Source organism: Vibrio agarilyticus (genome assembly GCF_012641465.1).
GTDB classification, from domain to species: domain Bacteria; phylum Pseudomonadota; class Gammaproteobacteria; order Enterobacterales; family Vibrionaceae; genus Vibrio; species Vibrio agarilyticus.
Genome location: NZ_JABAIK010000004.1, coordinates 112,019 through 125,451, shown reverse-complemented (window position 1 = coordinate 125,451; position 13,433 = coordinate 112,019). Strand labels below are relative to the sequence as shown.

The following is a 13,433-nucleotide window of genomic DNA, read 5'->3' as shown; positions in this document are numbered from 1 at the left end:
TTCAGGGTTTACCTTAATCAATGTGTCTCTTTATGGCGAATTGATACGCTTTTCGGTTATCAACTGACCATATATGGGTATAAACCTAGACACTATCATCCTCGATGAGGATCTTCGGCAATCGTAACTTGTAAGGTGAGGGGCTTGCCTTGGCGAATAATCCCAACATCAATTGTTGTGCCTGGACGTAAGTCAGTGACGATATCCATAACACTTTGGCGGCCTTGAACTTTGTGTTTATCAATGCTGATGATGATATCTTGTGGAGAAAACCCAGCTTTTGACGCGGGGCCATTGGGGTCGATGCCAAGCACCACAATACCACCAATGTGTTCATTGCCTAAAAGGCGTGCCGTGACGGCATTGATATCTTGTCCATCAATACCGATATAGCCTCGAATGACGCGACCATCGGCAATGATTTTTTCCATAATTTTGTAGGCTAACTGATAAGGTATCGCAAATGAGATGCCGTAGGTTTCCAGCTCGGTTGCTTGTTGAAATGAGGCGGTATTAATGCCGACCAGTTCACCTTGAGTGTTGACTAACGCTCCACCTGAATTGCCTTCATTAATGGCAGCATCTGTTTGCAGAAAGGCTTGGCGGCCATCGGCACTAATCGATGAACGACCTGTCGCAGAAATGATACCAAATGTAGTTGTTTGACCTAGGTTGTATGGGTTGCCAATGGCAAGTACAACATCGCCGACTTTAGCTTGGTAGCTCGGGTTTTGTGGGATCACTGGTAGGCTGCTACCTTCAACTCGTAATACGGCAATGTCAGTTCGACGATCGGTCCCCACCAATTGAGCAGCGGCAACTCGGCCATCTTGTAGCGCGACCAGGATTTGATCTGCCTGCGCAACCACATGGTAGTTGGTGATGATATAGCCTTTTTCAGACACAATGACGCCGGACCCTAAGCCCTGAGTCGACAGCCGCGTGCGGTCATTTTCGAGATATTGACGGCTGTAAATATTGACGACGGCAGGCGCAGCATTACGTACCGCGTCATTAAAAGAGACCTGCAGTTCAGCAAGATTACTTGGTGGTGTTGCAAACGGTTGCACTCGCGCTTTTATGGTCGGTAAGGCCACAAGGACAATCGCCGCAGTGGCAAGACCTAAAAAGACCGACCTCAATACATAACTCAGCATGATTTCTCCGCACCATGGCAGGTGGCGTTTACATAAGTCTGATTCATACCCTTTTCACTTGAAGTTGTAGGGGTATAGGCTGCTCTCTAATAAAGGGTGGCTTTAAATCAAACAGCGAGTGCAAAGGATACCATTTGCTCGCAAAATAACAAAAAAGCCGCGTCATTTGAGCGGCTTTTTATGTTAGTAAACCTCATTTTTTATTGAAAGGGTGACTTCAATAACAAAGCGTCCGTTATCCCCGTCCTACTTGAGGTTGTGGCGTTGTTGACTAGCACTCACAAACGCCAAGTTATTTGGGTATATTATTAACGTACTACGAGGTAGAGCGTGCGATCGCCACGTTGAATATTGAGTGCTAGCACGCCTGGGTGGTTTTCCGTTACCTGACGGAACTCGGCCAGATTTTTCACTCGCTGACGATTAACGCCAATAATAATGTCGCCCGGTTGCAATTGATAACGAGCCGCTGGTGAGTTCTCTGCCACTTGAGTGACTTTAACCCCTTCGATGGCATCTTGACTGGTGGTATTACTCAGCTCAGCGCCACTGAGACCTTGATGTAAGCTCTCGGCTTTGGCTTTGGCTTGCTGCGCTTCACCAAGCGTTACGTCAAACGTTTTGCTCTTGCCATCACGAAGTACACCGAGTTTGACCTCTTTTCCAGCGCCCAATGTGGCAATTTTTGCACGCAGCTCAGAGAAGGTGCTGATGGGTTTATCGTTGATGGAAACGATAATATCACCGGCTTGTATTCCCGCTTTATCGGCAGCAGAGTCGGGAACGACTTGACTGACAAAAGCGCCTTTACTTGATTCATAGCCTAACGCTTCGGCCAATTCAGAGGTGACTTCGCCGCCTTGAACGCCAAGCATACCGCGTTTCACCTCGCCAAATTCAAGAATTTGTTCGGTGAGGTTTTTCATCATATTGGAAGGAATGGCAAAACCAATACCCACATTGCCGCCATTAGGACCAAGGATTGCGGTGTTGATCCCAATCAGCTCACCGTTGAGGTTGACCAGAGCGCCGCCAGAATTACCACTATTAATTGCGGCATCGGTTTGAATGAAGTTTTCGAAGTTTTGCACATTTAAACCGCTGCGCCCCAGTGCTGAGACAATACCTGAGGTGACGGTTTGACCTAGGCCAAATGGGTTGCCAATCGCAACGCTAAAATCGCCAACACGCAGTTTGTCTGAATCGGCTAGAGTGACTTCGGTCAGATCTTTGACCGAATCAAGTTTGAGTAGGGCAACGTCAGACATTTCATCGCCACCAATTAATTCAGCTTCGTATTCACGCCCATCATGCAAACGAACGCGAATCTCATCGGCGCCGTTAATGACATGATAGTTAGTCACGATATACCCTTTATCGGCATCGATAATGACGCCGGAGCCCAGTCCACGGAAAGGGCGTTCGCGCACTTGCTCTTCAGGAAACTCGGGGCCAAAAAAGAATTGGAACTGTTCTGGTAGGCGGCTTCGCTCAACCTGTTTACCCTCAACAGCAATACTGACAACGGCGGGGGTGACTCGTTCTAGCATCGGTGCAAGACTTGGCAGCTCTTTGCCATCGACGCTGAACGGAAGCGCTGCGTAGGCGGGCGCAAGATAGGCACTGCTTAAACTGAGCGACAATAAAGAAAGGGCAAGTAAGGTTTTTTTCATCCAATAACTCCTTCAATAACATCTTATTTTATTTTGAAAACGACTCTATATAAAAATGGGATGGGATAGAGTCGTTTTCAATGGATCTTAGTGAAGGTTGAGACTGATGTTTTCTCAATTAGTTCAGCATCTCAGTGAATGAAGCTTAGGCGCTCTCTCTCACTGTTTGAGTGTCAGGCGAACTTACCGGAATGGCTTGTTGCATTGAAAAGAGTCCAGTTGCGCCATTTGCGTAATCTTTTGGTGGTTCGCTAACGGCATTTTCGTCGTCACGGTTATCCGCCTTAGCGAGTTTCTTATCAAATGGGTTGTCTTGTGCGGGCAAGTTTGGCAATAACTCAGCCGACGTTTTCGCCATATGTTGATAAAGTTTGCTGTAATCCTTACCAAGTACATCAAGCATTTCGGCCGCTTGTGCGAAGTGATCAACCAGCTCTTGACGTTGCTGCTCCAGTGCAAATTTTGCCGTTTCAAGTTCTTTATAAGTGGCTTTTTGTTTTTTGTGGTCGGGACTGCTCAATTTGGTCGCGACAACACCAATGATCACGCCAACGACTAACCCGCCAAGGGTATACATCCAAATCATTGCTGCTCCTTTAACATGTTGTTTACCGAGTGGTTACACAGCTTGTCGCTCCATGTTACTATGCGATCTAAAGGCAATAAAGCAAAAATTCGCGTTCAAATTTGTGACTCATTGCAGGGAGCAGAAGGCGCGACGTTCGATTCACAGGCTGTGGAATGTGCTTATGACATTACTTGAAAAATATCAGCAAGATATTCAAACATCCGGCTTTCAGTATGACAAAGTGCAAGCGCAGGCTATTGAGAGGCTCGAGCGTTTACAACGGGAATTGACAAACTATCAAGATACTCCCGCGCCCAGTCGCAGCTTATGGCAACGTGTTACCGGTCAATCCGTCGAGCCTACTCCGGCGCCCAAAGGGATCTATTTCTGGGGTGGTGTTGGCCGAGGAAAAACCTACATGATGGATCTGTTTTTTGATGCACTAGAGACACCTCGCAAGCAGCGTTTGCACTTTCATTATTTTATGTATCATGTTCATCAATCATTGGATGAACTTAACGATACGGTTGATCCACTGGATGTGGTGGCGGCGCAATTCAAGCAGCGTGTAGATGTGCTCTGTTTTGATGAGTTTTTTGTCAGTGATATTACCGATGCAATGATTTTGGCTACACTGGTCAAAGCGCTTTTTGCCCAAGGCATTGTCCTGGTGGCGACATCAAATATCGAACCGAGAGGTCTTTATCGAAATGGGTTACAGCGCGCGCGCTTTGTACCTGCTATCGATCTGATTGAGCAACATTGTGAGATAATGAATATTGACAGTGGTATTGATTATCGCTTGCGAACTTTGGCACAAGCTGAGATTTACCACTATCCGTTGGATACCGCAGCGCGTCAAAATTTAGAGCAATACTACCATCAATTAGTCAATCAAGAGCACAGTGTCACGAAATCCATCGCGATACAAAGACGTGAAATAGAGGTCATTGCAGCCGGGGATGGGGTGTTGTTTGCCAGTTTTAAGCAGCTGTGCCAAAGTGCCCGCAGTGCCAATGATTATATCGAAATGGCGCGTGTTTATCACACGGTGTTGCTGGCTGATGTCACCGTGATGGACAGTAAAGAGGAGTCAGCGGCGCGCCGATTTATTGCTTTGGTTGATGAGTTTTACGAGCGCAATGTGACTTTAATTATGTCCGCTGAGGTGGCATTAGCGTCTTTATATCAAGGCCAGCAACTGACGTTTGAATTTGAGCGATGTTGTTCCCGCTTGATCGAGATGCAAAGTCATGACTATTTAGCGCGTGAACATCTTGCGTAATGTTTGAATGGGTCGACAAACCGAGTCATTTTCGCTGAATTCCGTTTCTTAAGGTGACTTAGGTACGATCTCAAATGGATTGACGTGATAGGGGCGAAAAAGTGAGATGTAATTAACAAAAAAAAGGTGATTTTTTCTCCGCTCTTCTCTATAATCCTGCGACCCACCGTTACTGCAGACCTTTTATCGACGTTATGTCGAAATTGGGTCGAGAGTGCCAACCGCTCGAAGGGGTGATGACTGGGCTCTTAGACAGTGTGGAGCATAAGCGGTTATGCTCTTTTAAGTTTAAATATGAATTAACGGGTTATTATTAGCATGAAAACTTTCGTTGCTAAACCAGAAACTGTAAAACGCGACTGGTACGTTGTAGACGCAGAGGGTAAAACTCTTGGCCGTCTTGCAAGTGAAATTGCATCTCGCCTACGTGGCAAACATAAAGCTGAATACACTCCTCACGTTGACACTGGTGATTACATCATCGTTATCAATGCGGAGAAAGTAGCTGTAACTGGTAACAAAGCTAAAGACAAAGTGTACTACCGTCACACTGAGTTCCCAGGTGGTCTAAAATCAATCACTTTTGATAAGTTGATCGATCGTAAACCTGAAATGGTTCTTGAGCTTGCAGTTAAAGGCATGCTTCCACGTGGTCCTCTAGGCCGTGCTATGTACCGTAAGCTTAAAGTTTACGCTGGCGCTGAGCACAACCATGTTGCTCAACAACCACAAGTACTAGACATCTAATTGGGGATTTCGAAAATGGCAGAGAATCAATACTACGGCACTGGCCGTCGCAAAAGCTCAGCTGCACGTGTTTTTATCAAACCAGGCAGCGGCAACATCGTAATCAACAAGCGTGCGCTTGAAGAGTACTTCGGTCGTCCAACTTCTTGCATGGTTGTTAAGCAACCTCTTGAGCTAGTTGAATTGGTTGAGAAACTAGACCTATACATCACTGTTAAAGGTGGTGGTATTTCAGGTCAAGCAGGTGCTATCCGTCACGGTATCACTCGCGCTCTTATGGAATACGATGAATCTCTACGTCCTGCTCTACGTGCAGCTGGCTACGTTACTCGCGACGCTCGTTGCGTTGAACGTAAGAAAGTTGGTCTACGTAAAGCACGTCGTCGTCCACAGTTCTCTAAGCGTTAATTTCCAACGATTGGAAATTGGTGCTTCCAGAGCAATCTGGAACTGTGCTTCAAAAGCTCGACTTCGGTCGAGCTTTTTGTTTTTTATCTATCCTGTCTATCCTGTCTATCCTGTCTATCCTGTCTATCCTGCGATTGCCGCTTCTCATCCTGTTTCCAAATTCAAATACGGCTTCGTTATCTAACGGCCATTCTTTTGCGTAAATAAATTTAAATTATTTGTGAAATTGTGGGCGACTCACCTCACATTTGTTACAAAAAGGTAGCTTTATCTTGTCAAAAAGTGAGGAATTAAATTATCATTTCTCACCTATAAAAAGAACGAATTACACACTTTGTTAGCCAGGCTCTAGTTAAGGAATGATGATTATCCACAAGGAGCAAATGGGAGAATGTTTGGATGAGCAATGCGCCATTAAATAACGGACGCAGGCGTTTTCTGACTGCCACAACTGCTGTTGTGGGAGGGTTGGGAGCTGCCGCTGTCGCCGTGCCTTTTATTAAATCATGGAACCCAAGTGCCAAAGCAAAAGCCGCAGGTGCACCCGTTGAAGTTGATGTCAGTAAACTGGAAGAAGGGCAGATGGTTCGAGTCGAGTGGCAAGGAAAGCCAGTTTGGGTCGTTCGTCGCGCCAATACGGTTATTGATAACCTCACAGTGATTGATGGACAGCTGCGCGATCCCCAATCGCAAATGGAGCAGCAGCCCGCTTACGCCCAAAATGCTTACCGTTCGATTAAGCCGGAATATTTTATTGCGGTTGGTTTTTGCACTCACTTAGGTTGCTCTCCCACCTATCTACCTAATACCTTTTCTGAGCAAGTGCAGGGCGTCAAATCTGGTTTTTTCTGTCCTTGTCACGGCTCTAAGTTTGATATGGCAGGACGTGTATTTGAAGGGGTGCCTGCACCATTGAACTTAGTTGTGCCAAAGCATATGTATCTAAGTGACACCAAAATTTTGATTGGCGTTGATGAGGAGGATGCATAATGCAAGTGGTACTCGATTGGGTTGAAAAACGCCTACCTATGATGAATGCCTACCGTAAGCATTTATCAGAATATCCGATGCCAAAGAATTTTAACTTTTGGTATTTGTTTGGCTCTCTGGCCATGCTGGTTCTCGTGAATCAGATCCTTACGGGAATTTGGTTAACCATGAACTATGTCCCTTCTGGAGAGGGGGCTTTTGCATCCATTGAATACATCATGCGTGATGTCGATTATGGCTGGTTGTTGCGCTATATGCACTCAACGGGCGCGTCGGCGTTTTTTGTGGTGGTCTATCTGCACATGTTCCGCGGGTTGATTTATGGTTCATATCAAAAGCCGCGCGAGCTACTGTGGATTTTCGGTATGCTTATTTTCCTCGTGTTAATGGCAGAGGCCTTTATGGGGTATCTACTCCCTTGGGGGCAGATGTCGTATTGGGGCGCGCAGGTGATCATCTCACTGTTTGGCGCAATCCCTGTGATTGGTGACGATTTGACACTATGGATTCGAGGTGACTACATCATTTCGGGGGCCACTTTGAACCGCTTCTTTGCCCTCCACGTTATTGCATTGCCAATTGTATTGCTTTTATTAGTGGTGCTGCACGTGCTAGCGCTTCATGAAGTGGGGTCAAATAACCCTGATGGTATCGAGACCAAGCTACCGAAAGGCACTATGGGCGCGAATTATAAGACGCAGTTTAAGTTTCATGAGTATTACTCTAATAAGTACGACATCATAGACTCAATACCGTTTCACCCTTACGGCACAGTAAAAGATATGGTCGGCGTTGCCGGGTTCTTGTTCTTTTTCTGTTATGTCCTGTTTTTTAATCCTGAAATGGGTGGGTATTTCCTTGAACCGCCAAACTTTGAAGCAGCAAATCCACTGAAGACACCTGAACATATCGCGCCAGTTTGGTATTTCACACCATTTTATGCCATCTTGCGTGCCGTGCCAGATAAGTTGCTCGGCGTGATTTTGATGGGCGCTTCGATTGCCGTTCTGTTTGTGTTGCCTTGGCTGGATCGTTGCCGAGTCCGTTCATATCGATATCGCAGTAAGTTTCATTTGATTAATATTGTTCAATTCACCATTAGCTTTATTGCTCTGGGGATCTTAGGCGCGCTGCCTGCGACACCAACATATACCGTGTTATCACAGATCTTTAGCTTGTGTTACTTCATGTTTTTCGTTTTGCTGTTTTTTTACAGTAAGAATGAGGCAACCAAACCATTACCAGAGAGGGTGAGATTCAAATGAAAAAATGGCTTGTAATTTTGTTTGCCATGCTGCCTTCCTTGGCGATGGCGGCAGGGGCCAAAGTGCCTTTGGACAGTGCGAATAATGATTTAACGGATCAGGCGTCTTTGCAAAATGGTGCAAAGCTGTTTATGAACTACTGTTTCGCTTGTCATTCGACTCAATATCAACGCTACGAGCGGGTGGCGAATGATTTGGGGATCCCCAATGATTTAATGAAAGCGCATTTGATTTTTGACCCCGAAGCAAAAATTGGTGACAAAATGGTGAATGCGATGCCGGCAAGACAAGCGGCAAATTGGTTTGGTGCTCCACCACCTGATTTGACCTTGGTGGCTCGTGTTCGTGGGACTGATTGGCTTTACACTTATTTGCGCTCGTTCTACCAAGACCCGTCTCGCCCGTTTGGCGTCAACAACGTCGTGTTTCCAAGCGTTGGCATGCCACATGTGCTTGAAGAGCTTCAAGGCGTACCGACCCCGATTATTGAAACTCAGACCATCGATGGGGAAGAGGTTGCGGTCGTGGTTGGCATTCAAACCGACGGTACTGGCGAACTGAGTGGTGGCGAATACGACGACGCAGTACGTGACTTGGTTAATTTTTTAGAATATTCAGGCGACCCGGTTAAGCTTGAACGGCACACACTCGGTTGGTGGGTGATGGGATTTTTGGTTCTCTTTACTATCATCGTAGTGCTGCTTAAGAAAGAGTATTGGCGTGATGTCCATTAAATGTGCTATCATCGGTCGTTAGATCTCAATTATATTTAATGTGCAATGGAGGCTTAGCCTCCATTGCTTTTTCTTTTCAGTGTACTGGAGGGCTCCATGGCTGTAGCTGCCAATAAACGTTCGGTGATGACTCTATTCTCAAGTGCATCAGATTTGTATAGCCACCAAGTGCGTATCGTGCTGGCGGAAAAAGGCGTAAGCGTAGAAGTGGAGCTGGTTGATGAAGGTAATCTTCCTGCAGAGCTGATTGAGCTGAATCCATACAAATCAGTACCAACTCTGGTTGATCGTGAACTTGCGTTATATGACTCTAAAATCATCATGGAATACCTTGATGAGCGTTTTCCTCACCCACCATTGATGCCCGTTTACCCAGTTGCTCGCGGTAATAGCCGATTGATGATGTACCGCATTGAGCGTAACTGGTATTCATTGGCAGAAAAAATTGTCAAAGGTAATGCTGAGGAATCTGAAGCGGCGCGTAATAAGCTGCGTAATGACCTACTGACCCTCGCCCCAATTTTTGCTGAATATGAGTACTTCATGAGTGAAGAGTTCAGCCTAATTGATTGCTATCTTGCTCCGTTACTATGGCGCTTGCCTGTATTGGGTATTGATCTTATCGGCCCAGGCTCGAAAGAGATCAAAGTCTATATGAACCGTGTTTTTGAACGTGACTCGTTCTTGGCTTCGTTGACCGAAGCTGAGCGTGAAATGCGTTTGGTTCGTTAATTCATGGATATTTCAAGCATGACACCACGCCGTCCGTATCTGCTTCGCGCATTTTACGATTGGCTGGTTGATAATGATTTGACGCCGCATCTTGTTGTTCAAGCGACACTTCCTGGGGTTCGTGTACCACAAGAATTCGTCGAAGATGGTCAAATTATTTTGAACATAGCGCCGCGCGCGGTGGGTAACCTTGAGTTAGGTAATGACAGCATCACCTTTCACGCGCGTTTTAGTGGTCGTCCACACTCTGTGATTGTGCCGCTGTATGCTGTACAAGCGATTTACGCTCGTGAAAACGGTGCCGGTACTATGTTTGAACCGGAAGAAGCTTATATGGCTTTGCCCGATGATGACGTGCTTGAGGCTTCCATCGAAGATGATAATAGTGAAGAGCCGGCTCGTCCGAAAGGGCGCCCAAGTTTACGAGTGGTGAAGTAGCCGCGTTGTAAAACCATAGCGATTCATGAATAAAAAAAGCAGCGCCCGGCGCTGCTTTTTTGTATGTCTATTTACTCTGTTTGAATCACAACCTAGCAGCAGACGCTTACTGCACTTGAGTGTCGGGGTATTGAAACGCACGAATCACTTCTTTAACACCAGAGATGTGACGTGCCACTTCGGTGGCTTTATCTCCTTGTGCTCGTGTTACGTAGCCAAATAAAAACACTTGGCCATCCTCGGTGAATACGCGCACTTTTATACCGTTGAGCTCATTTTCCGTCAGCAAGCGAGATTTGACTTTCGCAGTGATCCAAGTGTCTTCACTGATGGTGGCCAAATCCAACGGCGGTTTTTGTTGGGTGCGATTATGCACACTTTTTACGCCTTTGAGCTCGCGTATCGCACGTTCAATCGCTTGGCCATTCGCCGTCGTTGGAATTTGCCCTATCATAACCACTTGGCCATTGAATGAACTGGCTAGTAAACGAATCTTATCTTTATAGGGCGCTTTGTTACCCATAGCAGCCACTTCAAACTCAATATTTTTATCGAGCCAGATCTGTTCAGTGCTGCGTGGGTCGGTGACATAATTCACCGTGGTTGCCGCGCCAGCAAACATAAGACCAGCGCATCCAGTAAGATGAAATAGTGCAATCGCTATCCCTAACCATCGCAACATAGGTTACTCCTCATGAGTGGGAAATAAAACTTGGTCGATGAGATCGCACAAACAGTGTAGAGCGACGAGATGCACTTCTTGAATGCGCGCAGTACGTTGAGATGGAATCCGAATTTCAACATCATGTTCACCAAGTAGACCTGCCATTTCTCCCCCATCTTTGCCGGTTAACGCAATAATAGTCATATCGCGTGTAACCGCCGCTTCCATGGCTTTAATAATGTTTTTGCTGTTACCACTCGTCGAAATGGCCAGCAAAATATCACCAGGTTGACCAAATGCACGCACCTGCTTTGAAAAAATCTCTTGGTAGTGATAGTCGTTGGCCACGGCAGTTAAGGTGGTGGTGTCGGCCGTTAAGGCCAGAGCGGGAAGGCTGGGTCGCTCGGTTTCAAAGCGGTTCAACAGGCAAGAGACAAATTGCTGCGCGTTTGAGGCGGATCCGCCGTTACCACAACAGAGAATTTTATTGCCATTCAGTAGGCTAGATACCATGGCCTGCGCTCCGTGCGTCAGGGCGTCGGGCAGCGCTTCAGCGGCTGCAATCTGAATTTGTATACTTTCAGTGAAGCAATCTCTAATGCTATCGAGCATCATTTATCCTTGGGTAATAATATTTTGAAACCACTCAAGCTGGTCGCCTTGCTGATGAATGGCAATCACATCAAAGCGAATCGAGGTGTGTTCCGAATTGTAATTATTTTGACGAAGCCAATGTTGCGCAGCAATCCAAAGGCGTCGCTGTTTCGTGGCTGAGACCATTTCTGCGGCATGACCAAATTGGGCATTACGCCGATATTTGACCTCAACAAAGACCAAAGTTTCCCGATGACGAAAAATTAAGTCCAGCTCGCCACGGCGTATTTGATAGTTTTGTGCGATAAATCGCAAGCCTTGCCGCTGCAAATAGGCTTTGGCAAGGTTTTCATAATGTAAACCTATGGCGCGGCGATCAGAGCGCACCATACTCTTTCCAGCTGATTTCTCGTTGGACTATGCAATTTTCATCAATGCTGAGCACACCTGTTTGCCCTAGCATACGATAATTTTCAACCACCTTCATTTGCGGCAATTGCTCGGTGAGACGATAAGCATCCATCCCTAGCGCTTGCAATCGTTTTTCAACATTAGAATGCGTTGGCCAAAGCGTGTCTAACTGAGCGTCAAGATTAGGGTTTGGGCTGTTGAGCATCGGGATATCACTAAAAATGATCCCGGAAAGATCTTCCAGCTGCTGCCCACCATTATTACTGCGCGAATTGGCAAACAGCTGTGGTGGTTTCACATCTGGGTTAATCGCCACCTCAATAAACGGCTTAATCAGAATGAGCTCATCGCTTTTTGATACGATGTAGACAGCATCAATGTCACGACGACTGCGCGCTTGTGTTTCAAGAGGTAAATCGAGCAAACTGCTCATCTGAGCAATACGCTGCTGGCTTTCTTGTAAGCCAAATACTTCGTTAATATTACGCTGCAATTGGCGGCTATCGCCAAAGTAATTGACTGCGACCGGATTTTGGCTGTAGCGCTGCCATTCTCGGTTAAACGCACTGACGACACGCTGGCCAAAGCCCCCTTTTGGCGCCAAAATCAACGGGTATTGATAACCTTGTTGGAATAGATGCTTGGCGGCTTGTTCGACTTCTTGTTCTGGTGAAAGTGCAAAGTAACACTGCGAGCTGCCAGACATGATTTGGCTTGGAATATTCAGCGCCAATGACGGCACTGTAATGCCTTGTGCAGTCAGTGCATCAATATTTTCCTTAATAAGTGGGCCTACAATAAAGTCCACTTGAGCCTCTTGCAGCTGGCGCGCCAATTCCGCTGCGCTGACGCCATTGGTGTCAATAACCGTGAGTGACGCCTCTTCATCACGACCGCTTTCATTCATCATGGCAAAAATGAAACCGTCACGAATCAGTTGAGCTTGTTTGGCAAATTTACCGCTTAGCGGCAGGAGCAGTGCCATACGGGATGGCTGTACCATCTCAAGAGCTAAAATTGATTGAATATCTGCCGGCGTGAAGCGTGCTGCGCCATGGGTTGGGTTTTCTGCAAGCCATTGCTGTAATGTATTTTTAAGCTGAGGGACGTTCCCACCTAGGTTTTGCATATAAATCGCTAACTGTAACCAACCGTCCAATTCGGCTTCATCTGCGCTGGTTGTCAATGCATTGAGATCGTTGGCGGAGTAGTAGCTGAAGTTACGCCAAATCATCTGGGCTGCGTCCGCTTGCATCCGCTCAGGAACAAATTGGCTAAACGCGACCCACTCGCGGTTTGCCGCAAAGTATTGTCCAAGCCGTTGCAAAGATTCGGCACGCAATTCGTGATACCCCTTCCATTGACTTGGCACTAGCTTCCACCATGGTTTGAAGTTGAGTAACTCAATCACTTTTTGCGGTTGATTTTGGCGAAAATGTAGCTGGGCACGCGCGAGTTGCCACTCGGCTTGTTGCGGCTCAGTTAGCGTTTGTCGCGCCAGTCGTTGGATCAAATTATCGGCTTGCGTGTAATCGTTGTTGGCCAGTGCGGCTTTGGTTGCCATGATCAGCCAATCATTTTGCAAGCTGCCTTTACTGCTATCGGCGTTGATCAAATAATTTTGTACGGTGAGTATCGGCGCTGTCGTAATATCGACACTTGCAGGTGCTTGTGGCGTGCTTTCACAGGCCGCTAGAGCAAATGCCAGTGCAATTGGAGTGAGGATGCGTGATACACTGAATCCCTTGTGGTTCATCATTGCCGTGA

Annotated in this window: 15 protein-coding genes; 8 read left to right on the top strand and 7 right to left on the bottom strand. The window is 46.6% G+C overall.

Features of this window, described 5'->3' with window-relative positions; translation table 11 throughout:
- Positions 1-95: 95 nt before the first annotated feature.
- From degS to zapG, 3 genes are all read right to left on the bottom strand, one after another.
- Positions 96-1,157, bottom strand: a complete 1,062-nt coding sequence (gene degS / locus HGP28_RS05340) for an outer membrane-stress sensor serine endopeptidase DegS (protein ID WP_168835428.1) — start codon at positions 1,155-1,157, stop codon at positions 96-98.
- A gap of 308 nt (positions 1,158-1,465) precedes the next feature.
- Entirely contained in the window at positions 1,466-2,830 is a 1,365-nt protein-coding gene (locus HGP28_RS05335; protein WP_168835427.1) for a DegQ family serine endoprotease, read from the bottom strand.
- Between the two features lie 145 nt (positions 2,831-2,975).
- Positions 2,976-3,416 (bottom strand): Z-ring associated protein ZapG, encoded by a 441-nt coding sequence (gene zapG, locus HGP28_RS05330; protein WP_168835426.1) that lies wholly within the window; start codon positions 3,414-3,416, stop codon positions 2,976-2,978.
- 163 nt (positions 3,417-3,579) lie between these two features.
- Between zapG and zapE the strand changes: the two genes are divergently transcribed.
- From zapE to sspB, 8 genes are all read left to right on the top strand, one after another.
- Positions 3,580-4,683, top strand: coding sequence for a cell division protein ZapE (gene zapE / locus HGP28_RS05325; RefSeq protein ID WP_168835425.1), 1,104 nt, complete (start codon positions 3,580-3,582; stop codon positions 4,681-4,683).
- A gap of 318 nt (positions 4,684-5,001) precedes the next feature.
- Positions 5,002-5,430, top strand: a complete 429-nt coding sequence (gene rplM / locus HGP28_RS05320; RefSeq protein WP_168835424.1) for a 50S ribosomal protein L13 — start codon at positions 5,002-5,004, stop codon at positions 5,428-5,430.
- 15 nt (positions 5,431-5,445) lie between these two features.
- On the top strand, positions 5,446-5,838 hold the full coding sequence (gene rpsI / locus HGP28_RS05315; RefSeq protein ID WP_168835423.1) for a 30S ribosomal protein S9: 393 nt from the start codon (positions 5,446-5,448) through the stop codon (positions 5,836-5,838).
- 399 nt (positions 5,839-6,237) lie between these two features.
- A complete protein-coding gene (gene petA, locus HGP28_RS05310; RefSeq protein WP_168835422.1) occupies positions 6,238-6,828 on the top strand; it encodes a ubiquinol-cytochrome c reductase iron-sulfur subunit in 591 nt (196 codons plus the stop codon).
- Complete coding sequence (locus HGP28_RS05305; protein ID WP_168835421.1) at positions 6,828-8,093, top strand: cytochrome b; 1,266 nt, start codon at positions 6,828-6,830, stop codon at positions 8,091-8,093. Before petA ends, HGP28_RS05305 begins: the two co-directional genes overlap by 1 nt.
- Positions 8,090-8,827, top strand: coding sequence for a cytochrome c1 (locus tag HGP28_RS05300; RefSeq protein ID WP_168835420.1), 738 nt, complete (start codon positions 8,090-8,092; stop codon positions 8,825-8,827). The genes HGP28_RS05305 and HGP28_RS05300 overlap by 4 nt, the downstream gene beginning before the upstream one ends.
- A gap of 96 nt (positions 8,828-8,923) precedes the next feature.
- Complete coding sequence (sspA, locus tag HGP28_RS05295; protein ID WP_168835419.1) at positions 8,924-9,559, top strand: stringent starvation protein SspA; 636 nt, start codon at positions 8,924-8,926, stop codon at positions 9,557-9,559.
- Between the two features lie 3 nt (positions 9,560-9,562).
- Positions 9,563-9,997 (top strand): ClpXP protease specificity-enhancing factor, encoded by a 435-nt coding sequence (sspB, locus tag HGP28_RS05290; protein WP_168835418.1) that lies wholly within the window; start codon positions 9,563-9,565, stop codon positions 9,995-9,997.
- Between the two features lie 106 nt (positions 9,998-10,103).
- Here the strand turns inward: sspB and HGP28_RS05285 are convergent, their stop codons facing one another.
- From HGP28_RS05285 to HGP28_RS05270, 4 genes are read right to left on the bottom strand one after another with little or no spacing between them, the layout of a single operon-like run.
- Positions 10,104-10,679 (bottom strand): BON domain-containing protein, encoded by a 576-nt coding sequence (locus HGP28_RS05285; RefSeq protein WP_168835417.1) that lies wholly within the window; start codon positions 10,677-10,679, stop codon positions 10,104-10,106.
- Positions 10,680-10,682: 3 nt separating this feature from the next.
- Complete coding sequence (locus HGP28_RS05280; RefSeq protein ID WP_168835563.1) at positions 10,683-11,273, bottom strand: phosphoheptose isomerase; 591 nt, start codon at positions 11,271-11,273, stop codon at positions 10,683-10,685.
- A gap of 3 nt (positions 11,274-11,276) precedes the next feature.
- Entirely contained in the window at positions 11,277-11,645 is a 369-nt protein-coding gene (locus HGP28_RS05275) for a YraN family protein (RefSeq protein ID WP_168835416.1), read from the bottom strand.
- Positions 11,632-13,425 carry a penicillin-binding protein activator gene (locus HGP28_RS05270; RefSeq protein WP_168835415.1) on the bottom strand — a complete coding sequence of 598 codons (1,794 nt, stop codon included), beginning with the start codon at positions 13,423-13,425 and terminating at the stop codon, positions 11,632-11,634. The genes HGP28_RS05275 and HGP28_RS05270 overlap by 14 nt, the downstream gene beginning before the upstream one ends.
- Between the last annotated feature and the right edge of the window lie 8 nt (positions 13,426-13,433).